This is a genomic window from Vibrio sp. T3Y01, from assembly GCF_013114525.1.
Taxonomy (GTDB): domain Bacteria; phylum Pseudomonadota; class Gammaproteobacteria; order Enterobacterales; family Vibrionaceae; genus Vibrio; species Vibrio chagasii_B.
Window position 1 is genome coordinate 29957 of sequence record NZ_VTXJ01000006.1, and the last position, 23422, is coordinate 53378.

A 23422-nucleotide genomic window follows, 5' to 3' on the forward strand; every position below is an offset into this window, starting at 1 on the left:
ACTAAATGTAACAGGCTAAGATTTGATGTACCACAAACGCGTAAAAATGCGTGATCATAAAAGTGAAGTAAACCTGTTTAGAAACCGTGTTATTGTCGCATTCATAGGTATTCTTCTTTTCACTCTCGTCTTAGTCGGTAACCTATACCGACTCCAAGTTCAAAACTTTGATAGCTACCAAACCCGCGCCGACGGGAACCGAATTAAAGTGCTCCCGATCGCCCCTACGCGAGGGTTAATTTACGACAGAAATGGTGTGTTGCTGGCTGAAAACAAACTGGTCTTTTCTCTCACCATGATCCCAGAGCAAACAAAAGATGTGGATGAGATGCTCAGCAAACTCAACGAGTACATCCCGCTGAATAAAGAACAAATTACGCGTTTTAAAAAGCGTTACCGCAATACCCGCCGCTTTAAGTCCGTTACCCTGTTAGAGAACCTGACGGAAAAAGAGATCGCAAAATTCTCTGTTCACCAATACTTATTTCCCGGGTTATCTATCGATACCAGCTTAAAACGATTTTACCCTAATGGTGAGGTACTGACTCACGTACTAGGATACGTTGCTCATATCAATGATAACGATTTAAGAAAACTAGAAGAACAAGGTAAAGAAGCGAATTATCAAGCGACGACTATCATTGGTAAGCTCGGCGTTGAGCGATACTATGAAGACATACTTCATGGACAAAAAGGCTATCAAGAGGTTGAGGTAAATAGCCGAGGCCGCATCGTCAGAACGATAAAGTACGTTCCGCCTGTTGCTGGTAAAGACATCGTACTCAACATTGATCTTGAACTGCAAAAGTATGTGTTCGAACAACTTGATCATCGCACTGGCAGTGCTGTTGTCCTAGACCCGAAAGACAACAGTGTTTTAGCTATGGCATCAAGCCCGAGTTACGACCCTAACCTATTCGTTGATGGCATTTCTAGCAAGAATTACCAAACACTTCTCAATGACCCAGCTCATCCATTGGTAAACCGAGCGACGTTAGGTGTTTATCCACCCGCTTCTACTGTTAAGCCGTTTATGGCTGTTGCGGGCTTGGAAGAACATGTTATTTCTGAAAATACCATCCGTAATGACCACGGCGTATGGCGCATTCCTGGGTCTAAATCTAACTCTAAAGCCTGGCGCGACTGGAAGCGTTGGGGGCACGGTCCTGTTGATGTTACACAAGCGATTGAAGAGTCGGTCGATTCCTTTTTCTATCAAATGGCTTTCGACCTAGGCATCGACCGTATTAGCACGTGGATGAACCGTTTTGGTTTTGGTAAACCATCGGGCATCGACATCTACGAAGAGAGTAGCGCCAACATGCCGACACGAGATTGGAAGATGATGCGCTACCGAACGCCTTGGTATCAAGGTGACACAGTACCGATCGGTATTGGACAAGGATACTGGACCTCGACTCCCTTACAACTTGCTAAAGCGACCTCTGTGTTAGTCAACCATGGCAAGGTGATGCCTCCGCATATCCTACGAGCAACACTCGATCACGGTGAAGACTTAGAGACTCAACAGCTAGTAGAACCTAAACAAATGACATCCATCGATGAAGTCCCAGACAAGATTTGGGATGTACCAATTAATGCGATGAGATTAGTGAACCACGGTAGTCGTGGTAGTGGTAGAAGAGCGTTTAAAGGAACAAAATACACGAGTGGTGGTAAGTCCGGTACCTCTCAAGTATTTGGTTTAGCAAAAGATCAGGTGTACAACTCGAAAGAGTTAGAAAGGCACTTACTTGACCACGCACTCTACACAGCCTTTGCTCCGTATGAACACCCGGATTACGTTGCAACCGTCGTTATTGAACATGGTAATGGTGGCTCTAAGGTCGGTGCTCCTTACATTCGCAAAGTGCTTGATTATGCATTTGAACATAAAAGCGGTGTGAGTAAAGGTAACTCATAACACACAAGAAGCACAAAGCCCCACGAGTCTTCAGTGGGGCTTTATATCGTTTATAAAGAACATTGCATCTAGGTAAAAAACTAGCTTCGCAACACATGCCAAGCTTCACACAAGGTTTGAAATTGGGCGGTGTTACCCTCATCTCTATCTGGGTGCCAACGAAGCGCAAGCCTTCTCCACTGTTTACGTATTTCTTCCTGTGAAGCGTCTAGTGGTAACTCAAACAAGCTCAATGCTCGTTTTCGGTCCATGTCTGTTTCACTACCACCAACAAACTTCTTATAGCGGGTCCAAAACTCATTCAATAGTCGCTTAACTTCACCCTCTTCGGCTTCATAGTTCAACCAATCAATGTAGTACTCACGCAACGGGTCTTGGTGGTCAATAGCGTGTGTACTTCCGTGATATCGACCACACATTAGTTCTATCTCCATCGCTTGAACTTGCAGCCAATTATCTGGGTATAGCGTCTCTTGTAGTTGGTAAAGCGCGTTCATGATCAAGAAGTTTTTCTTGAATAACTCCTTCTCTGGAACCGGATCAAGGACAGGAATAAAGCCGAGCTCGTTGAGATGCGCAGCCAAGGTGTGCACTTTCCACCCCGTCGGGTTTTGTTTGAGCACTTCCATGATTGGCCAAAGCAACGGGTTTTCCATGTGTGCTTGAAACTGGCAACTAATATTTTGATGACTCGATGAGTCTAGATTGTCTGACATAATCAATTGAGCCCGCAGCCATATGCATGTGTGTATCTAATTAATTGATAAGCGATCTGTCGTGGTTTGTCGAGTTTCAAACTAAATAAATTTCAACCAGTTATGTATTTACAAAGCAAAAAGGCCAGCATTATGCTGACCTTTAGTATACGAAAACAGACGAATTAGATAACGCCAAGCTCTCTTAGGCGCTCCATTAGGTACTCGTTTGCTGTGTACTTTTCAGAAAGAACCACTTCTGGTTTCGGGTGCAAGAAAAGAGGCAAAGAGATGCGAGACTTTTCTTGGCGTGCGCCAGTTGGGTTGATAACACGGTGAGTCGTCGATGGGAAGTAACCGCCAGATGCTTCTTGCAGCATGTCACCGATGTTGATGATCATGTTGCCGAAGTCACACGGTACATCTAACCACTCGTCATTTTGAGACTTAACTTGTAGTCCAGGCTCGTTTGCCGCTGGTAGAACAGTAAGAAGGTTAATGTCTTCGTGTGCTGCAGCGCGGATTGCTCCTGGCTCTTCATCACCTTGCATTGGTGGGTAGTGAAGTACGCGAAGCAGAGTTTGTTCGCTACCATTGATCATTTCTGATAGAGCGATAGAGAACTTCTCTTGCACTTCTTGAGGTGCGTGCGCTTCAACCCAACCTAACAACTCTTGAGCAAAAGCATTAGCACGTTGGTAGTAATCTAGAATCTGTTCTTTAAGCTGCTCAGGAATTTGACCCCAAGGATATACATGGAAGTATTCTTTGATGTCTTTTACTGTGTGGCCCTTTGCAACTTCAGATACTGAAGGTGGAAAATAACCATCTTGTGTTTCAACATTGAAGTGGAAGTTTTCTTTCTCTTCAGAGATGAAGAATTGGTACCAGTTCTCGTAAATTGACTCAACAAGCTCTTTTGGGATTGGGTGATTTTTCAGTACGCCAAATCCAGTTTCACGTAAAGAGCGAACAAATTGTTCTGCTGCGTCGTCAGCAAGATAATCGACAGTTTCCAGTTTCATGACTTTCTTTCTTGTTATGTAGTGATACGGGGATTTTATGGTCCGCTTTGTTGTAAATCAAACTTTAGTGAAACTCTCGCAACCGTTTGTCTAGATACTGGGCGATAACGCTACTTTTCAACAAATTTGGTAATTAAAAGCCAATTGAACAGTGTTCATTATTGTGTAACTATACATAAAACTTATATAGGATCTGATGATGACAATTACGCCACTTGCTCAAAATAGACCTCTACTCTCGCTCACTGTTTTGTATCTCGTTGTTTTTCTTTTCTCAGCGTTTGCTCCCTCTTCGAGAGCCGTATGGATTGCGGAAATCGTACCTGCATTAATGATTCTTATCGGTATTTGGTGGCTATCCACTAAATTAACATTTTCAAAAACCGCTTATGTTTTGATGTTCATTTGGTTGGCACTGCACACGATTGGCGCTAAGTACACTTTTGCGGAGGTACCGTTCGATTGGTTTAATCAGTTAATTGGCTCTGAGCGCAACAATTTTGACAGAGTCGCGCACTTTTCTATCGGGCTTTATGCCTACCCACTCGCTGAATATCTTATTCGGAAGAAATTGGCTCAACCCGTGATTGCGTGCCTCTTTGCACTGTTTGCCATCATGAGTGTTGCGGCAGGCTATGAAATTATTGAGTGGTGGTATGCTGAAATCGCAGGTGGTGATGAAGGTATCGCTTTCCTTGGTTCACAAGGTGATATTTGGGATGCGCAAAAAGACATGTTATGTGATACGACCGGAGCTATCGTCTCACTGCTGCTTCTAAAGCTTCAAGGACGTACCAAAGTTTAGCCGAACACTTCGTTAACTCAGTTTATTCAAGACTCACTTTCAAATGCCACATGCCCTATACGCTGTGACATTTTTTGTGTTTTAGCTTCAAGGCTATTTCATAGTGACCTTACCACCCACGAATTTAAATGCGGGTGTGCCTCGTACTAAGGTATCTCGAGCAAACTCAATTCCACATTCAGGGCAAATGCACGGCTCTGTAGTAAAGTCTTCGACAATCCTTTCCTTAAAACATTTTACGAGCGCACCCTTACCGCCTTTTCGATATTTGAATAACTGTGTTTTGCATTTCGCGCAAAATATTTGAACGGTTTTCGTGGGTTGCTTCTTGTTTGGTTTCGCCATAAAGGTAACGTGCTGATTCTTATTGTTTAAGTTTAGGCGCTACAAGCACTAAGCTTATGCCGACTAATATGATGGTTGATGAAATAACAAATTGCATGGTGACAGGCTCCGAGAGCAACAGTACGCCGCCGAGCGTCGCAATAACCGGCACCGAAAGCTGTGCGATTGATGCCACGACAGTATTGAGCTTCTTCACTACGTAGTACCACAAACTGTAACCAACCCCTGAAGCTACAGAACCAGACAATACGGCATAAATGAACCCTTGTTCAGACATCGAAATATCAAGAGCTGAATTTGGTACTACTAGCCATGGTGAGATAAACACCAAGACAATCAATGAACAGAACCCAAAGTTGGCCGTTGTTGACAGCAGAGCATTTGAAGATCGCTTTCCGGCCAAGGTATAAATACCCCACCCGATACCTGCCAATGACATTAGCGCAATTGAAACTAAATCAGGTGTATTGGTTGTGCTGGTCGGCATTAACAAATAAACAAGTCCTGAAACAGAGAGCAAACAACCCGCCCACTCAATCAAGGACATCTTATTACCTGAGATGAGATGAGCCGCAATCATGGTAAATTGTACCGCAACAAACAACACTAACGCGCCAAGCCCTGCTCCCAGTTCTAAATATGCAAACGAGAATCCGAACATATAAACGATCAATGACACGACAGAGACTAGACTGAATTGAGATTTGAGCTTAGAAAACAGCGATGTAGGGCTAAGTTCAGCTGTGTTATTGCTATTCTGGGACGCTATACTTAGCAAAATCAATAGAGTAAACGCGCCAGATAAAATACGTATGACGGAGAAACTCAAAGGATCGATGGTTTGATCCATCAATGCCCATCGGCAGAGCACTGAGTTGGCCGCAAAGGCCACCAGCGTAATTAATGTCACTAAGACGGTTTGCATTATTGTTCCCTTGCCCTTGCTGACGCTATCCGCGTATTAATCAACGTCAGGTTTAACCCAAACTTGGCTAAAGTCGAACCAACCAAGCGCATTACACTTCGCGTTTTGCAAGGTACCACATTGGTCTTTGTTTACACCTAGCCAACAATGGAACATGGGAATCAATTGATTGCTTTGTACCAGTTGCTTACCGAGCTGCCTTGCTGGGAACTGCTCAAATTCACCAGAGCGCCAACGATCGATCATATGGCACCACTGATCAAAATCTTCTGCTGGGCTCGACTCATCAAGGAAGCTGTAATCCATAAGCCAGCATGCCAACGCATCGTCTCTGTTGTTTGCAATTCCCATTGGGTTTATCCAAATATCTACATCGTCCGCATGCGGTGGATCGGTTTCGTAACCGAAAAGCTCAACATCAACGTTATATTGTTTGAGAACCGTCACTATGGCTTTCGCGAGCGTAGGAAACATCGGGTGTTGGCACTGATAGGCTAACTTTACTGCAGGCTTAGTATCGGCTGGTGGACACTGCGGAACTTTTAACTTGATATCGTACCAACCAGGCTTGATGCCATAAGCATGCAATACACCCAGATCAATGACGGTCTCTTTGGGAATGTGCACAAAAAGATCGGCAGCATTTAGCGCATTGGATAAAAACTCCGCCCATGCAGGGTCCTTCGCGATACCTTTCTTTCTGTTGAGCAATAGATACGTACATCCCGGATCGAGCTCTACTTCATCGCTATCTCCGCGATCAGCCATAACCGGCTTAGAAAGGCTTGGATAAACCATGGACGAATAGGCTTCATCCACGACCCACACCTCGACACGATCAATCAGCGGCCTAAAGCCAAAGTAGCCATTGAAAGCGGTTAATACGAGTTGTTTTTCGTCATTTTTTTCAATGCGATATGGACCAGTACCAATTGGACGAATGTCGTAGTCCTCTCCACGTAAAATCATCGGCAACGTTACTTTTGCGACGGATTCTGTGAGCGCGAGTGGGAAGTATTTATCCGGGCGCGTTAGAAAGACATCAACGACGCAATTGGCCGGTGAGGATACGTCTTTAATATGAGAGAACATATTAAGTGGCTCGAGTGCTAGCAGTGTATCAACGACGTGATTTGTCATGAGTGGCTCACCATTATGGAAGCGTACACCGGGTCTCAAGAAAAACCGCCATTGATAGTCACTGATTTGCTGCCAAGAGTGGGCAAGATCAGGCTGGAGCTGATCGTTTTCATCCAAACGCGTCAAACCACTGAAGACTTGGCAGGCGATGTGTTGTTCTGAACGACGCATCGACTTTGTCGGATTAAGCATGGAAAGCGGGCGATAATAAGGCAAACGAATGACCTGTTCACCCTCTTGATATTGAACCCCAAGGTAGTTTTGGATAACTTGGGTTAGCTTTGCAGCATTTTGGTCAAGAACGGATAGCGCTTGTCCAATCTTACCTTCTTCTAAGTAGCGCCTTGCCAAGTTTTCACTGACGTCACAGCGGTTTTGCTTAAAAATTAGTTGAGATAACTTACCTCGACCAGCCGCAGGTAACCACTCTATCCAGCCCTCTTCTTCGAGTTTATTGAGTACCATTCTGGCGTTTCGACGTGTACAACAGAGTACATCTGTTATGTCATCAAGCTGAACATCAGCGTCTTTACCATCGAAGTATTCAAACAGGGTTTCAAATTGAACGCGAAGTCTTGGGCTACTCATAAAGAGGAAAACTTATTCAAGGGATAATGAATTCAGTTTCCTCATTTTATTAGTGAAAATCAATCTAACTGATAATGTTTTTACACAGAAATATCGAATTTGAGTAGGTAAGTTTATTTTGACTAAGATAGCAAGCCAGCAAAGCGCTTTGCAGACATTGGATTACATCACATCACAACCAATTTCATTGGCGATGTCGCGAAGCTGTTGTTCATCGTCTAACTTTATTGACCACTTACATTCAGAGCCATTGGCTGAGATGACATTTGCCCCTTTTCCGATCAGTTGAATCGCATCGACTTGAGCTTGAAGCGTGACTCTATGTTCACCATCTAAACGAACAACAAGCTCGTGCGCTGTTGCAATGACTTTTCCATTTTTAAAGGTTATGACCATGGATTTCTCAAACTAGAATTGTGGTTAGTTAACGGGGTTCAAACTGGTGGTCACAATGGTGCCACCAATAATCGATCGTTTTATCGTTTGTGCTTTTTTACTGCAATGGTTAAACGGCTTGTACAGACCAAGCGTTGACGCTCGTCAGTAATATTTATCTGCCATACTTGTGTCGATACACCAAGGTGAATTGGCTCAGCGGTGCCGATAACATGCCCTTCACGCATTGATCTTACATGATTAGCGTTGATGTCGAGTCCAACACAGTAGTAGCCTTCTGGCACACAGAAATTTGCCGCTAACGAGCCCAACGTTTCTGCAAGCACGACGGAAGCACCACCATGAAGCATACCAAGTGGTTGGTGAGTAAAGTGACAAACAGGCATAGTCGCCACTAATGAATTGTCGTTGACCTCGGTATAAACGATGTTGAGGTGCTCAATTAAGGTATTTTTTGAGGTCGCGTTGAAGGTATCTAGGTCAACAGGCTTTTTCCAAATGGTCATGCAGTTTCCTTAATTTTTGTTATCGCTTGAGCAGAGTTTGTTATTGGTGTCTGTTCTTGTCTTACATCTAATAAGTTATCTTATACCTATTAGCCATTACGCAAGTTGATGTTAACATGCATAAAAACCGAATACACAGAGGATATTGTATGACGTCATGGATGAAGTTTGCCTCGCTTCTCACTCTCGCAGGCTTAACCGCATGTAGCGCTTCTCCAACAGGAAGAAATCAATTGCTGCTGTTTTCAGACAAAGACATGTCTCAACTTGGCGCGCAATCTTTCGAACAGATGAAGAAAGAGCAACCTATTAGTACAGATGCAAAAACAAACGCCTATGTACAGTGTGTAGCGAACAGTATTACTCAACACATTCCCAAGCAAGGTTTTAGTGAATGGGAAGTCGTTGTTTTTGATAGTGACCAAGTAAACGCGTTTGCCCTACCTGGTGGTAAAATTGGTGTTTATACGGGGTTACTTAAGGTTGCAGTGAACCAAGACCAATTGGCTACCGTCATCGGACACGAAGTCGCGCACGTTTTAGCTGATCACAGCAACGAACGTTTGTCCCAATCACAGATCGCCAATACAGGTTTATCGATTACGAGTGTTGCTTTGGGTTCATCTGAATACAAGCAATATCAAGGGATGACCATGGCCGCATTAGGCTTGGGGGTTCAATATGGTGTGATTCTGCCTTATGGTCGAACTCAAGAGTCTGAAGCCGATATTGTTGGCCTAGAATACATGGCGCAAGCTGGCTTTGACCCTAAACAGAGCGTCGATTTGTGGCAGAACATGGCGAAAGCGTCAGGTGGAAGCCAACCACCAGAGCTTCTTTCTACTCACCCTTCGCACAGTACTCGTATTAAAGACTTACAGTCAAAAATAACAACGCTACCTCAATCGAATGTAGCAAGACCAAACTGTAAGGCATAATGTAAGCTAGGATCGCTTTAGCAACACGACTCGGTGAGACTCCATAAAAAACGCCCTATCCAAAATGGTTAGGGCGTTTTTTTGTTTAGTGAGATTCTTGCTCTGACATTGACTCTATCGCAAGAGCATTAAGTACCAAGGATCTGTAACGGTAGGCTTAGTAGCTGGTCGCCTGTAGAAGCAAAATACCAAATAACGCCGATCAAACTAGAAACCAGGCCTACATACCAAAGGAAAGAAACTACTTGGCCATATCTATCTAGTGGTAATAAATGGCTATGGTGGCGCCCTCTCCATTCAAACAGAATTTCAACGCTACCCATAATCAATAAGAAGCCAAACAGCGTTAGATTCAACTGATAACTTAGAATAACGCCGCCTACAGCCGCTGCGACACATAGAACGATACCGAGCACACTGTTCATCGAAAAGCTGATACTTTTTAGAACATGACCACCATCAAGCGGCAAAATTGGCAATAGGTTGAATAGGTTAAGTAAGGCATTAAATACCGCAAGACCTGCAAAGAACATCTCACCTGTCACCCAATACAACACGGTGAACACAAGCGATAATATCAGTCCAAACAAAGGCCCCATGATTGAGATAACCACATCTTGCCATCGTGTATTAATCTTTTCGTCGGAGAGTGCTAAGCCACCAAGGAATGGGATTAGATAAATACCTTTCGTTTTCATACCGAAGTACTTCATGGCTCTGATATGTCCATATTCATGGAACATCAAGCAAGCGATCAAAGCGAGAGCGAACTGAATAGAAAACAGCCACGAATATGCCGCCAAACTTGCAGATGCGAGCACTACTTTAATCAACTTAGCGCTCTTAAGCGCTTTCATTCCAAGCGATACTAACCCAATCAGGCTAAAGCGCTTTTCAGGTTTAGGTGCGACAACCGGAGTTTGCTGCTCGATGTCTTTAGTATTACGACTTCCTTCGGTAACGACTTGTCCGTTAACCAGCGCCTTATAAACCATCTCAAAAGGTTGCCACTGAACCGTAGATTCCACGTGACACTGCAACGTTTCTTCGCCAGAACGAAGCATAAATGTATGTGTTCGCACATCACCATCTTCCGAAGTCGCATCTAATTGAGACACTAGTGTGTTGTCCCAAAATAGCTGCTGCCACCCTGCCATCGATCCTTCTAAACGAAGTGGTTTACCAAGAAACTCTATCGCGAGTAATTCCAAACTATAAATTCCAATTAAATGACCATCAAAATGAGCTGATATTATGCCGATTTAGGGAATGACGGTAAACAGAAACAAAATCGTTACATATCGAGCTATTGAACACTATTTATACCGTAACGGTGCATAAACACTCTGGTCACACCTCCAACCACAAATAAACCATTGATTGCATTTATAATATTGATGTTAAAGTCCCGCCCCTCAAAAATATAAGTTCACAAAATAACAACTCTTTCTTTGACTTTATATAAAACATGAATTTAACATGCTGTTTACATTAGAGCTTCAACACCAAAAATGCTCAGTGTGTTTTCAAACCATAATAACGAAATTCGATGCCCTAGGAGGGTCAAGGATGAAAACAATACAACGCTCTCTCGTTTCACTTTCGGTGCTATTTGCATGTAATTCACTTGCCGCTGGCTTCCAAGTTGCTGAGCATTCTGCCTCAGGCCTTGGTCGCTCGTTTTCTGGTGAAGGTGCAGTAGCTGACAACGCGAGTGTACTAGCGAGAAACCCCGCCGCAATGACCCTATTTGATACAGCCCAGTTTTCAGGCGCGGTTTCTATCGTTGATCCAGAAGTAGACATCACACAGAAGAATGTCCCAGGTTCTGGCGGTCAGAGTCAGAAGTCCAGTGATGTGGCGCCTCTGCAAGTTGTTCCAGCTGCTTACTACATTAGTCCAATCAATGATAAATGGGCTTGGGGTATCGGTATGTTCTCAAACTATGGTGTAGCGACTGACTACCCAGACGATATCTATGCTGGTGATCTCGCCGGTGATACTTCTCTGATCTCTGTTAACATCAATCCAAACGTAGCATATCGAATTAACCAACAATTCAGCGTTGGTGCTGGCGTGAACTTTGTTTACGCTGAGGCAGAACTGAACCGTCACCAAGGTTCAATTTCTAACATTACCGGTGATCCTGCTTCTACCAAGCTGATTAGCATGACGGGTGAAACTTTTGCATTCGGTTGGAACGTTGGTGCGCTATATGAGCTAAACGAAAACAATCGCTTCGCTATCGCCTATCGTTCTGAAGTTGACCTAGATTTTGATGATGGTGACTTTAACGATTACACCGGAAGCATCGTACAAGGCAGTGCTACATCTACAACAGGTCGTCTTAAGATCACGTTACCTTCGATTATAGAAATCTCCGCTTTTCACCAACTGACTGACCAGTGGGCAATTCACTACGGTTGGCAGCAAACGGGTTGGAGTAGCTTCAAAGAACTTAAAGCAACCAGTCCAGATTGTGTAAATGGTGAATGTTTCAATAAGACTGAACACTACGACGATAACAACCGTTACTCATTAGGTGCGACTTATCAACTGAACCAAGCGTGGACTCTGCGAGCTGGTCTTGCATACGACGAACAAGCGGGTGAAGCGACATTAAGTATCCCTGACAGCGATCGTTTCTGGTACAGCGCCGGTTTAACTTACCAGTACAGCCCTAACCTTTCGTTCGATGCTGGTTTTGCCCTTGTACAAAGTAAAGATGGTGACTTCAAAGAAACCAATGAACTAGGCCAAGAGCTTGAGTTCTCTGGCGATGCAGTTGCGTACCTATCTGCGATTCAAATGAACTACACCTTCAACTAAACGGAATTACAAAACATGAAAAAGTTATTTAATGTTTCGCTGCTTGCTTCTGCAATGTTTCTTGCTGGTTGTGGTGACGACTCATCAAGCTCTGGCGCATCAACCGCAATTCAATATGAGCAATATATTCAAGATTCACTTGCTCAAGCGACTAACATCAAGTTTCAGTTAACAGGTGCAGATGTCGCAGTTCCTCTTCCAAGCTTTGCATTGATGGATACGACAGACGGCACACTGGGTCTGCCGACTAGCGGTGATGACTCATTGACCAACCCTATCGCAGCAATGAACACTATGGACGGTTGGTCGACTTCTATGCCGATCATCATGGATTTTGAAGGTGCTGGATTAGCGGATGGTGCTGCGACTGGTGGCGTTTATCTTTTACAACTTAGTGGTTCACTTACATCTGAGACCACACCAAGTGTTACAAAGGTATTGACGCTAGGTATTGATTTTGAGGTCGAATCTAGTTCTGCAACTGACACGTTCACGATCAAATTTGATGATTCACTTGATGCCTCCAGTGAGTATGTGTTGGCTCTGTCAAACGAACTTACGGATGTGAATGGTGATCCTGTTGGTATGTCAGCAAGTTACGCTGCACTAAAATCGAGTGCAGTGATTTATACCGAAGGTAGCCTTGCTCAAGCTCAACAAGTCACTCAAGGGGTTGAGAAGATCTTCGCTGGCGCGACAGCAGCAGGTGCAATTAACCTTGATACAGAGAACATCATCTATTCAACTTGGTTTACTACTGAGTCTGTTGGAGACACGCTATTTGCTACTAAAGGCGCTACGGCAACAGGATTGGCAGCGACAAACCTAAATGGTGTCTGGAAAGGCAGCGCAAACCCTAACTCTGTCGATCTTACGGCGGCTTACACAATGCAATTCGGTTCTACAGAACTCTTCACTACAGCATTAGCAAACGATACAGACTTCGATAAATATGTTGCTGGCGGTGACGCGACAACTATCGCTACTCTAAAGGCTGCGATTAACGGACTATACGGTGGTACTGACAACGTTGATGTGACTCAGGGTTTCGTTCAGTTACCTTATTACCTAGAAACCAGTATTAGCGAATGGAATTCTCAGCCATTCGAATCAGGTATGCCTAGCTTAGCTAAAGTATCAAATGCTCTAAGTGATGCTAACGAGCAAGCTAACATGGCTGCTCAATTAGTTGCAGCAGGTATCGATACTAGTGTATTAGCGACTGACCAAACAGAACAGCTTAAACTGGTTGGCCTAAACCTGACTTTAGCAGATGGTTCACCACTTGATAGCGAAAGAGTTATTACGAAATACTCTCCAGTTCCTCAGGTAAAATCATTAGAGTCTGTAGAGTTTTTGTTATTTACACCTAATGGTGCAGATCCTACTGATGTGGTGATTTACCAACACGGTATAACCTCTGCTAAAGAAAATGCTTATGCGTTCGCTTACAATTTAGCGAGAGCTGGCGTTGCTGTTATCGCAATTGACTTACCAATACATGGTACGCGCAGTCTAGATGATACCCGTTCAGCAAACGCAGATGTGTTGGCTTACTTGAACCTTGCTAACCTACCTGTAGCTCGCGATAACGTACGCCAAAGTTCATTGGATGTAATGGGCTTAAGAGCCTCTTTAACTGCTTCTTTGCAAGCTGGTTTGCTTGCTAGTTCACCTTTGAAAGCATTTGCTGGCTCACAGGTTAAATTCTTAGGTCATTCATTGGGTGGTATTGTCGGAACAACTGCAGTTGCATCATCTAACCGAACGCTAGGTAGTGCGACTGCCGATGCTTTATATAGCTTCAGTGCTGCGGCTATTGAAAACTCTGGTGGACAGATATCTAACCTTTTGTTGGGTTCACCGTTCTTTGGACCGCAAGTTAAGCATAATGTAGCTTTGGGTGCTTCTAGTGATTACGCAAGTTTCGCTTCTGCAAGCTGCACAGGTTTAACAGATCAAGTTTGTTATAGCACGTTTGAAGATAATGCTACGCCGGAACAACTAGCTGCAATGACGGCCGCGTTCCAACAGTTCGCTTATGCGGCACAAACCGTGTTAGACACTATTGATCCATATAGTAATGTTGATTACTTGCTAGCAGCTTCTACTCAGATGCCTATTTATATGGGGCAAGCACAAGACGACCAAACAGTGCCAAATACTGTTGCGGATGCACCTTTTGCTGGTACAACACCGCTCGCTACGAAACTTGGCTTAACGGTGGTAGATGCAAGCAATACATCACCAAACGGCACTAAAGACTTTGTTAAGTTTAGTGATGTGGCATCGCATAGTACATTTGTTGCTCCGCAAGATACCACTACGCCTATGCCACTAGATTTAAACCATCACATTAGCATGCAGACCCAAGCTACAGACTTCTTGGTAAACAACGCTTTATCAGCAGGCTCAATTAATGGAGCGGTATTGGAATAATAACTCTCCCTCACTAAACCAAATGCCAGCCTAACCGCTGGCATTTTTGTATTCGCAACTTTTAACTAAGGTTAGTTAACCGTTTGCATAAAACTTTAAAACACAAATGGTTGATCTCGGCTAAAATTAATCAAGACAGAATACCGTACGACCTCTTTCTTTATTGTAAATAAAGTGGATAATAGCCCCGTAAATTAATACCTAATAAATGTGAGTCCATTATGTCTTCTGAAGCTACTATGCTAGAACGCTGCCAATCTAAATGTGAACTATGTGGTTCTGATTCTTCTCTTACTGCATACGCAGTACCGCCACACAGCCACGTAACAGTGGATCACGGCATCATGGTATGTGACAAATGTCTTGGTGAGATTGACGAGCCTAAAGATATTAATCACTGGCGCTGCCTAACTGACAGCATGTGGAGCCAAGAAGCCCCTGTTCAAGTAACAGCATGGCGCCAACTAACTCGTCTTAACTCAGAAAGCTGGGCTCAAGACGCGCTAGATATGATGTACATGGAAGAAGAAACATCAGTATGGGCACAAATCGGCATGTCTGCTGATGATAAACCTCTTGATTGCAACGGCGTTGAGCTTAAAAAAGGTGACGACGTAACAGTAATCAAAGACCTTCCAGTTAAAGGTACTAACCAAGTAATCAAGCAAGGTACTGTTATCCGCGGTATCAGCGTTGGTGACGATCCTAAGCTTGTTTCTGGTAAAACTAACGGTGGTCAATCAATGTACGTGATCGCTGAGTACTGCCGTAAGAAGTAATCGCTTCTATACAGAACGAAAAAAGGCGCTCGTTGAGCGCCTTTTTTATACCTGAGATTATCATCGCTTAATGCTACCAATAAGCTGATCTCGATACTCCTTTATCACCGAGACCAAAGAGCCTTTGATGGCACTGACTTGCTTAGAGTGTGGGCACCACAATGCGAAGCCAAATTTGAAGCCCTCTACCATTTGAGCGGAATGAATTGGCTCTATTAAATGCGTTGAAAACTCTGAGTCAGTGAAAAAAGCCTTGGGTAGCAATGCCCAACCTAACCCCTCTTCAAGCATTCTGATAATTAGTGACAGCTGGTCAATTTCTTCATAGTCAGAGCTAACAATAATCTTCTCTGCCATCCCTTCATCAACCAGCGATTTCAAAACAAACTGTTTCGAGTTTCTCAAAGCCACTAATACGTCATCTTTGCCTATTTGAGACAGCTCGCCAGCTTTTTGTGCGAACGGATAAAACTCAAAATGCCCTAGAAACGTCGAATCAAAACTGTGCATTGCTCGGCTATGATGTGCATTTACAAGCCCAAAGTGCAATTCTCCACTTTGTAACCCTGCCTTAATTTCCTTTTTATTCCTGATGACAAAATTAACTCGCATCATCGGGAAATCTTGTTTAAGTCTTTTACGTATATCCACTAGCACACCTTGTGGAACCATACTGGAATACGCAATGGTGATGTTTTCTAACCCGCCATAAGAAAGGCTCGATGCAACCTTGTTGAAGGTGAGGGCCTGTTCGGTCATTTGCTTTGCGTAGTGATAAAGGAGGTGCCCATCCTCTGTGGGCTCAACAGAGCGACCCACTCTTTCAAACAGATTCACTGCAAGATGATCTTCCAAGTTACTAATTACCTGGCCCACGGTCGTTCTGTGCTTATTGAGTTTTACCGCAGCTTTGCTGAACGAAAGCTGTTCATAGACAGTCACAAACGCGAGAAGTTGTTCAATACTAAAGTTCATTTTGATGTGCTCGCTTCTTAATCATTCATTAAGTTCAAAGTGAGATAGAAAAATTATCGACCTCACCTTTACCGCTTTAAACTTCAGTATATACCTTAATTCATTTCATTTGATGGATTTGATCCTCTATAAGCGAGTTTTAGTATTTCTTTCTTTCATTTATCGTTGTCTTCTTCAGACGTTAGAGAATTAAAACATGAATACCATGCCGCACGAGCTTGTTTGGGGTGAAGTCTATTTCCCCCCGTTTTTATTGGTTATCGCTTTAGCTTACGCATTAACAATGGTCACGGGGTCGCTCGCAACCAAGTTCGGGTTACATAAGTTTGTCGCTTTTCCTGCGATTGCGGAGATTTGCTTAGTCGTACTGTTTACAGGCGTGATCGGCCTATTCATTCCCATTTTATAAGGCACCTCACATGATTAAACGTTACTTAATTTCATTATTATTGCTCGCTGCTGCGGGAACAGTCGCGTATACCTACTATCAATCCTATACAAGTAACCCTTGGACAAGAGATGGTCAGGTCAGTGCTTACATTGTATCTATAACGCCTCGTGTTACCGGACAAGTTACTAAGGTCCATGTGGATGATAACTCGCATGTTTCTAAAGGTGACTTGCTCTTTGAAATTGACCCTAGTATTTACAAAGCGGCTTACCACAAGGCATTAGCAACGCAAAAACAAGCGCTTGCACTATTAGCGAAAGCAAAAAATGAAGAGCAACGTGCCGTGAACCTACAAAAGCGCACACCTGGCGCAGTGCCTATTCTAACGCTCAACAATTTGAGCAATGCGGTTGAAACTTCTGCTGCCAATGTAGAGCTAGCAAAAGCAAATGTTGAAGAAGCACAATTAAACCTGAAGTTTACCAAGGTTTATGCGCCGACAAATGGCTACATTACTAACTTAAATCTACGTGCAGGCTCTCAGGTTGTAGCCAACACACCAGTAGTAGCCTTGATTGATGAAGACAGCTTCTGGATTGAAGGCTACTTCAAAGAAACCGACCTAGTGGGTGTTGAATCCAATAATAAAGCGTTGGTCACGCTCATGATGCATAACGATATCCTATTGGAAGGCCATATAAAAAGCATTGGGTTTGGTATTGCCAAACAAGATGGAAGCACTGGTAACGATCTTTTACCTAACGTTAATCCAAATTTTCAATGGATCCGTCTTGCTCAGCGTATCCCAATTAAAGTAGAGCTCGATAAGGTGCCTGAGGACTTACAACTTCGCGTAGGCATGACGGCTTCGATCAAAATAATTAAATAGAAGTGTGGGTTTTATGTTCAGTGCATCAACTAAAGAAGCAATTAAAGCTGCGCTTTCTATTGTCATCGCGATCTGCCTTGCCCTGTGGTTTCAATGGGAGAAGCCATATTGGGCTGCGATAGCCGTTGCCGTAATGGCATTGAATGAAAGCTTTGCACACTCAATAAACAAGGGTCATAACCGGTTGATAGGAACTTTATTGGGAACCGGTTATGCCTTTTTTCTGATCGCCATGTTTTCGCAAGACCGCTTATTGTTTTTGACGTTCTTTACCCTATTTCTTGGGGTATGTATTTTTATGTCAAGCGACGATAAATACGGCTATATATTTTCGATCGGCTTTGCTGTCTGCTCGATCATTGCTTGTATGGGTGGATTCGACAACCAAGCTACGTTCTATTTTGCTGTGTTACGCATACAAGAAACTCTTCTTGGCGTCATCACATTTTCAATAGTCTATCGTTTACTTTGGCCAGTGAACACAGAGCAACAATTTGTACAACGCTTTGAATCTAGCAAAGAAACTCTGTTATCAGCAATGCGAAACCCAGTACAGCTCGATGTTGAAGCGTTAGAGGCTAATTCTACGAACATTGATAAGCTGTATCAGTTATTAAACTTACCACTATCGGGAAGTTACCATTTAAAACAGAATGTTAAGGCATGGCGTTTACGAATCAACGAAATGGCCCATATCCAAGAACGTTTGCTTGAACTTGCTTCTGACGAACATGATGACCCTATTCATTGGCCGATACTGGTTGAGAATATGGAACAGTTAGATTTAATGATGCCTCACCACTCACTGGTCGAGGGAGAACCTTTGGTCATGATGAGCAATCCGAAGGTGTGCTGGCACCAAGAACATCGCACTTTTGTTCAGCACTTAAATGAAGATGGCCGAAAAGTTCTACAGGGTGTGTCCATGTTTGTAACGTCACTACTGGTTTGGATATACCTTCCTGTTCCGGGTGGTTTTATCTTTCCGATGATCGCAGGCATATTCTCTTCGATGCTACCAACCATGCCACCCAGTGTTATCAAAGATGCTTTTTTTGGTGTAATTGGAACGGGTACGGTTATCTTACTTCAATACATTTTCATCATGCCGATGATGACTGAATTGTGGCAACTTGCGCTATTCTATTTCATCAATAGCGTGGTGATCTGGAAGGTTTTTGCTACACCTAAACTGATGGTACATCGAGTCTTGGGTATCAACTTGTTAGTCGTACTTACCTCCGGAGCTTTGAACCTTACACCTGTATATCGGATTGAGACGCCACTGCTTATGTTGACCACTCTTCTGATTATTTTGATGATTGCCAAGCTGTTTACCGACCTGTTCAGAGTAAAAGCGGCGGTTTGATTTGATGGGGGCTATCCTCTATCAGCAACATGCAGACAGTAGAAAATGGTGGAACAACCGACACAAAAAAGGCGCAATCAAGCGCCTTTTTCTGTATCGATAATTACTGACTCACCGATAGTCACCGATTCATATCAGTTGTTTTTCAGCCACACATCTTGGTTTTGTGCTGCTTTCTTCTTCTTTTTCTTCTTACCTGTGCCAGCAGGTGGCGCAACAGGCTTAAGCGCTGCGATCAGTTCAGCAACCGCTTCTGCATCAACTTCAAAGCCTTCGATTTGCTCACGCTCAAGACGAATCTTGTTCTTCTTCTCGATGATTTTGAAGTGATGGTAGTCTTCATGGTCGATCAAAGATAGCGCTAAGCCAACCTCACCTGCACGACCACTTCGGCCAATACGATGCATGTAGTCTGAAGGGCTACGCGGTAAATCAAAGTTGATAACAACAGGAAGCTTTTCGATATCCAGACCACGAGCTGCGATGTCAGTTGCGATCAGAACGTCGATCTCGCCAGATTTAAAATCTTCAAGGATACGAGTACGAGAGCCCTGCCCTTTATCGCCGTGGAAGACTTCTGCAATGATGCCGCGTTTGTATAGTTTGTCTGCTAGGTGTTCACAGCTGTTCTTTGCATTCACGAAGATCAGAGCTTGGCGCCATTCGTGTTGTTTGATTAAGTAAGCCAATAATGCAGTTTTTCGGCCTTTTTCTACTTCAAATACACGCTGAACCAGCGTACTCGCGTTCGCGCTTTGAAGTTGAACTTCTAGAGGGTCATTGAGTAGCTCTTCGGTTAGGGCTTGAACTTGTTCAGGGAATGTTGCAGAGAATAATAGAGTTTGCTTCTTACTTGGCAAAAGCTTCAAGATAGCGCCTAGTTCTTCTGTAAAGCCAAGGCTTAACATTCGATCCGCTTCATCAAGCACGAGCGTTTTGACTTTATCAAGCTTGATTGCGTTGCTTGAAATAAGGTCAAGCAGGCGACCTGGTGTTGCCACCAAGATGTCAGTGCCGCCTCGTAGTGCCTGCATCTGAGTGTTCACAGACACACCACCAAATACACAAACCGTTTTAATCGCACCGTTAAAATGCACTGCGTAAGATTTAACGCTATCAGCAACTTGTTTAGCCAGTTCGCGAGTCGGCACTAAGATAAGGCCAGAAACGAAGTTACCTTTGCCCGAACGACGATCTAAAGGTGCATCTTCATGGATCTGTTGTAACAGAGGAAGTGCAAATGCAGCGGTTTTACCCGAGCCCGTATTTGCGCCTGCAATTAAGTCGCGTCCTGCTAACACACTTGGAATCACTTGCGCTTGGATAGGCGTTGGCTGTTGATATTCAAGCTCGGTAAGACGAGCCATCAAAGGAGAAATTAAGCCAAGATCAGAGAAGTTGGTTGGTGCTGTGGTGTTAGTCATTAATTGCAGGAACTCAAAGCTAAAATAATAGCGCGCTATACTAACGTATTTCCGCTGTATTACGTAACTAAATCGCCCCTTTCCAGCCTGTAACTTCAATTTAGACCAACTAAAACGGGACGAAGGCGACACAGTACCGGTTTGGTGTCGCCCCAATTGCGAACTTGATAATTGAAGGACGGTTGGCGTTGAGCACCGTGAGTTTAATTCAACCACCCTGCTACCGTCTGTTCAGGTGCGTACGAATTAGGTGCGGTTAACCAGATAGCTACGGCATCGGGCGAAGCGACTAGCGGATCAAAGTCCACATTGAATTGCCACTCAGATTCACCACGTTGGTAGCCATCGTACACTACGACAAAATCATGCTCTAACTTCTTACCTCTGTTTTCACCAGCTTTGACACTTGTGACTTCGTTCATCGCCAATAGAGCGATATGTGCCACATAATCACCTTTACCTTCGTAACTCACGCTGAACGTGTCGCCTTTATGATTTACCGTCAGCTTGGGGTTATTTTTTTGGGGGAGCGAAGGTAACGTTCTATCGAGCCAGTTGAAATAGCCGCGCCACTCTTTTCCATCAACAACAAAACCCGGTGTATAGACCCCGCTTGTCACCCCATAAGCGTTATACAAACGTTGCTTTTGACTAAAGGCCTTACTCGCGAACTTATCCCCCCAACCGAGGTAGTCCCAATAGTCGACGTGATAAGCGAGAGGAATGACTTGTGTCCACAGTTCTGGGTCATCTTCAAATGTACTTAGATACGCATCAGCGGGAGGACAACTAGAACAACCTTCTGACGTGAATAGTTCAATCACCTGTGCCGGCTGCCCTTCGTGACTCCAAGTTTGAGCATTCGACACTGAAGAATAGAAGCCGATCGGTAAGGCAAATAAGCAGAGTTTGATCAATGACGTGTTGTATTTGGCGTATGACACACCGCGACCCTCATAGAAGCTACTTATCTAAAGACCGCGATACTAAACGTTTTCTTTCAAATACAACTTCTTTCAGATACAAACTGTTTCAAATACAAAAACGCCAGCTGAGAAGCTGGCGTTTTTTAAATTCTGTATTTCTTCTATTCTATGCGTTTACGCTGAGATTAACGGTTGATACCGATATCGCGTTGCATGTGACCAGATAGGTCGCTCGCGTAGTAACTACGTGGAGAGTTGTCTACGAAAAGAATATCAAAAATGTGTGCAATCAATCCTTTGAAGTTAACCGAGTAGGTCTTCTTATCCATAGAGTTAGGAACAGCGATAGTATTCATTTGTACTGCTTGAGCCATGATTGCCTCTCTATAAATTTGTTTGTGTGTTTCGTTCTGATGGCAAGAATAATAAGTGATCTTTTGCAGGTTAAAAAATGACTAAATTTAGACTTTGAGATTAGTTTTTCTAATAACACAAACCATTAACAATACGCCAAAATACATATGCATGAACAGTGATTTAAAATTCAATATGATGCTTAAATCATGCATTTAGTACAAATACCCCTCAAACAAAAGTGGTCGATGTCACAGAAATTTTACATAAATAAATTTTCCGCTTCACCGACCACATGTATACTATCGAGTTTTCGATAAGTTATATTTACTCTAATTTACTTGCTCAATAGCAGGCTTCTTTGCATAAATAGACGCTATAACCGCTATTGTCATCGTAGAAACCAATACCGCCAATGACCAGTAAGTTGGGATAGCCCACTCACTATCAACCAGAAGCATTTTCACACCAATGAACACCATGATGAACGAAAGCGCTGGTTTCAAATAGATGAACTTGTCCATCATACCTTGCAGTACAAAGTACAATGAGCGAAGACCAAGTAACGCAAACACGTTAGCCGCAAGTACCAAGAACGGTTCTTGTGTTACCGCGAAGATTGCAGGGATAGAGTCCAGTGCAAACATCACGTCCATGACTGCAATCGCACCAATCACCAACATCATTGGCGTTAGTACCCATTTGGTGCCCTGCTTAATCATTAGTGCAGGACCATGGAAATCTTCAGTTACCGGCATGATTTTACGAAGTAGCTTTTCAGGCAGTGTATTCACACTCTCCTCTTCGCCCTTGTCTAAAGCCAGTTTAATACCTGTACCAATCAAGAATGCAGCGAATACGTAAAGCACCCAGTGATATTCAGCAAGTAATTGAGCACCTAGTGCGATCATAATTGCACGAAGCACCAATGCACCAATTACACCCCAAAGAAGCGCACGAGGTCTTAGATGTTCAGGAACCTGGTATTGAGCAAAGATCATCGCGAATACAAACAGGTTGTCTACGCTCAATGATTTCTCTAGCAAATAACCCGTGATGAATGACACTGTCGCCTTTTGTGCGGTGTAATCACTATTTGGTGCGTATACATCCCAAAACAGGTAGATAGAACCTGCAAACAAGAATGCTAGCAAAAACCAGAAAACACTCCAGATCGCCGCTTTTCTGATTGTGACGTTACCACCGCGAGTCTGATAGATATCAATAGAGACGAGAATAACCGTAAGCAGGAAAAATCCCGCATACGTCGTCATGATTGGCGATGAAAAAAAGGATTCACTATTGGTAGATAATAGAGATTGAGTTGAGTTCATTATTCCTCCGGGCGGAAGAACTGTTTAAAGACCTTCCGCAAACAAAACATATCAAGCTCCACGACGGATCTTGACTGTGATTGCGTTGGTCTCGTTGAAGTGAAATATGGGATTTCACCTTTACATACCGGATAGACACTTGGCCTAACGAGATGACGATATGTAAACTTGCGCTAACTACTCCCCAAACGCGTGGATAATATTCCCCTAACTTTGTTTCGTCTAGATAAATTTGCAGAAATAAATAAAAAAGGAGCAAAACGCTCCTTTTTTATTTATACCACTCTGTCAATAAGACACTCGTATTGATTCCGACAATACTATTAGCCCTGTCCGTTAGCTTTAGAGCCAACAGACAACACATAAAATACCATTCGTTTTATCACTATATCTTACTGAAACATCCGTTCACGATGTGTTATATAC

Annotated in this window: 22 protein-coding genes; 9 read left to right on the plus strand and 13 right to left on the minus strand. The window is 43.5% G+C overall.

Annotation, left to right across the window (positions count from 1 at the left end; genetic code table 11):
- The first annotated feature begins 25 nt into the window (after window positions 1-25).
- Window positions 26-1924, plus strand: a complete 1899-nt coding sequence (mrdA, locus tag F0232_RS08195; RefSeq protein ID WP_105058190.1) for a penicillin-binding protein 2 — start codon at window positions 26-28, stop codon at window positions 1922-1924.
- A gap of 80 nt (window positions 1925-2004) precedes the next feature.
- Here the strand turns inward: mrdA and F0232_RS08200 are convergent, their stop codons facing one another.
- Together F0232_RS08200 and F0232_RS08205 are read right to left on the minus strand one after the other, a co-directional pair.
- Window positions 2005-2640, minus strand: coding sequence for a DNA-J related domain-containing protein (locus F0232_RS08200; protein ID WP_105058189.1), 636 nt, complete (start codon window positions 2638-2640; stop codon window positions 2005-2007).
- Window positions 2641-2804: 164 nt separating this feature from the next.
- Window positions 2805-3644, minus strand: a complete 840-nt coding sequence (locus tag F0232_RS08205) for an isopenicillin N synthase family oxygenase (protein ID WP_008221453.1) — start codon at window positions 3642-3644, stop codon at window positions 2805-2807.
- A 199-nt stretch (window positions 3645-3843) separates the two neighbouring features.
- Between F0232_RS08205 and F0232_RS08210 the strand changes: the two genes are divergently transcribed.
- Window positions 3844-4449, plus strand: coding sequence for a DUF2238 domain-containing protein (locus F0232_RS08210; protein WP_105058188.1), 606 nt, complete (start codon window positions 3844-3846; stop codon window positions 4447-4449).
- 93 nt (window positions 4450-4542) lie between these two features.
- Here the strand turns inward: F0232_RS08210 and F0232_RS08215 are convergent, their stop codons facing one another.
- The 5 genes from F0232_RS08215 to F0232_RS08235 form a co-directional block, all read right to left on the minus strand.
- Window positions 4543-4794, minus strand: coding sequence for a hypothetical protein (locus F0232_RS08215; protein ID WP_004738029.1), 252 nt, complete (start codon window positions 4792-4794; stop codon window positions 4543-4545).
- 19 nt (window positions 4795-4813) lie between these two features.
- Window positions 4814-5719: a DMT family transporter gene (locus tag F0232_RS08220; RefSeq protein ID WP_105058187.1), complete on the minus strand. Its 906-nt coding sequence runs from the start codon at window positions 5717-5719 to the stop codon at window positions 4814-4816.
- A gap of 36 nt (window positions 5720-5755) precedes the next feature.
- Window positions 5756-7447 (minus strand): SgrR family transcriptional regulator, encoded by a 1692-nt coding sequence (locus F0232_RS08225; protein WP_061030959.1) that lies wholly within the window; start codon window positions 7445-7447, stop codon window positions 5756-5758.
- 162 nt (window positions 7448-7609) lie between these two features.
- A complete protein-coding gene (locus F0232_RS08230) occupies window positions 7610-7843 on the minus strand; it encodes a DUF3389 domain-containing protein (protein ID WP_008221462.1) in 234 nt (77 codons plus the stop codon).
- Window positions 7844-7923: 80 nt separating this feature from the next.
- A complete protein-coding gene (locus tag F0232_RS08235) occupies window positions 7924-8349 on the minus strand; it encodes a hotdog fold thioesterase (protein WP_004738033.1) in 426 nt (141 codons plus the stop codon).
- A 149-nt stretch (window positions 8350-8498) separates the two neighbouring features.
- On the opposite strand from F0232_RS08235, the gene F0232_RS08240 reads away from it, so the two are divergent.
- Window positions 8499-9287: a M48 family metallopeptidase gene (locus tag F0232_RS08240; protein ID WP_008221465.1), complete on the plus strand. Its 789-nt coding sequence runs from the start codon at window positions 8499-8501 to the stop codon at window positions 9285-9287.
- A gap of 128 nt (window positions 9288-9415) precedes the next feature.
- Here F0232_RS08240 and F0232_RS08245 read toward each other — a convergent pair whose 3' ends face one another.
- Window positions 9416-10498, minus strand: a complete 1083-nt coding sequence (locus F0232_RS08245) for a site-2 protease family protein (protein WP_061030962.1) — start codon at window positions 10496-10498, stop codon at window positions 9416-9418.
- Window positions 10499-10856: 358 nt separating this feature from the next.
- On the opposite strand from F0232_RS08245, the gene F0232_RS08250 reads away from it, so the two are divergent.
- The 3 genes from F0232_RS08250 (at window position 10857) to F0232_RS08260 (ending at window position 15334) form a co-directional block, all read left to right on the plus strand.
- Window positions 10857-12116 carry an outer membrane protein transport protein gene (locus tag F0232_RS08250; protein WP_105058186.1) on the plus strand — a complete coding sequence of 420 codons (1260 nt, stop codon included), beginning with the start codon at window positions 10857-10859 and terminating at the stop codon, window positions 12114-12116.
- A 15-nt stretch (window positions 12117-12131) separates the two neighbouring features.
- Window positions 12132-14555, plus strand: coding sequence for a VolA/Pla-1 family phospholipase (locus F0232_RS08255; protein ID WP_105058185.1), 2424 nt, complete (start codon window positions 12132-12134; stop codon window positions 14553-14555).
- A gap of 221 nt (window positions 14556-14776) precedes the next feature.
- The gene (locus F0232_RS08260; RefSeq protein WP_008221474.1) at window positions 14777-15334 is read left to right on the plus strand and encodes a PhnA domain-containing protein; all 558 of its coding nucleotides are present in this window, start codon (window positions 14777-14779) and stop codon (window positions 15332-15334) included.
- A 60-nt stretch (window positions 15335-15394) separates the two neighbouring features.
- Here the strand turns inward: F0232_RS08260 and F0232_RS08265 are convergent, their stop codons facing one another.
- Complete coding sequence (locus F0232_RS08265) at window positions 15395-16309, minus strand: LysR family transcriptional regulator (RefSeq protein ID WP_061030965.1); 915 nt, start codon at window positions 16307-16309, stop codon at window positions 15395-15397.
- 196 nt (window positions 16310-16505) lie between these two features.
- On the opposite strand from F0232_RS08265, the gene F0232_RS08270 reads away from it, so the two are divergent.
- From F0232_RS08270 to F0232_RS08280, 3 genes are read left to right on the plus strand one after another with little or no spacing between them, the layout of a single operon-like run.
- Window positions 16506-16718 (plus strand): DUF1656 domain-containing protein, encoded by a 213-nt coding sequence (locus tag F0232_RS08270; RefSeq protein WP_008221478.1) that lies wholly within the window; start codon window positions 16506-16508, stop codon window positions 16716-16718.
- Window positions 16719-16728: 10 nt separating this feature from the next.
- Window positions 16729-17589 carry an HlyD family secretion protein gene (locus F0232_RS08275; RefSeq protein ID WP_008221480.1) on the plus strand — a complete coding sequence of 287 codons (861 nt, stop codon included), beginning with the start codon at window positions 16729-16731 and terminating at the stop codon, window positions 17587-17589.
- Between the two features lie 13 nt (window positions 17590-17602).
- Window positions 17603-18958, plus strand: a complete 1356-nt coding sequence (locus tag F0232_RS08280; protein WP_105058183.1) for an FUSC family protein — start codon at window positions 17603-17605, stop codon at window positions 18956-18958.
- A gap of 134 nt (window positions 18959-19092) precedes the next feature.
- Here F0232_RS08280 and F0232_RS08285 read toward each other — a convergent pair whose 3' ends face one another.
- The 4 genes from F0232_RS08285 to F0232_RS08300 form a co-directional block, all read right to left on the minus strand.
- Window positions 19093-20382 carry a DEAD/DEAH box helicase gene (locus F0232_RS08285; protein WP_105058182.1) on the minus strand — a complete coding sequence of 430 codons (1290 nt, stop codon included), beginning with the start codon at window positions 20380-20382 and terminating at the stop codon, window positions 19093-19095.
- A gap of 203 nt (window positions 20383-20585) precedes the next feature.
- The gene (locus F0232_RS08290) at window positions 20586-21326 is read right to left on the minus strand and encodes a DUF1223 domain-containing protein (RefSeq protein ID WP_105058181.1); all 741 of its coding nucleotides are present in this window, start codon (window positions 21324-21326) and stop codon (window positions 20586-20588) included.
- Between the two features lie 167 nt (window positions 21327-21493).
- On the minus strand, window positions 21494-21682 hold the full coding sequence (locus F0232_RS08295) for a hypothetical protein (protein WP_017059812.1): 189 nt from the start codon (window positions 21680-21682) through the stop codon (window positions 21494-21496).
- 312 nt (window positions 21683-21994) lie between these two features.
- Entirely contained in the window at window positions 21995-22996 is a 1002-nt protein-coding gene (locus tag F0232_RS08300; RefSeq protein ID WP_061030970.1) for a TerC/Alx family metal homeostasis membrane protein, read from the minus strand.
- Window positions 22997-23422: the final 426 nt, after the last annotated feature.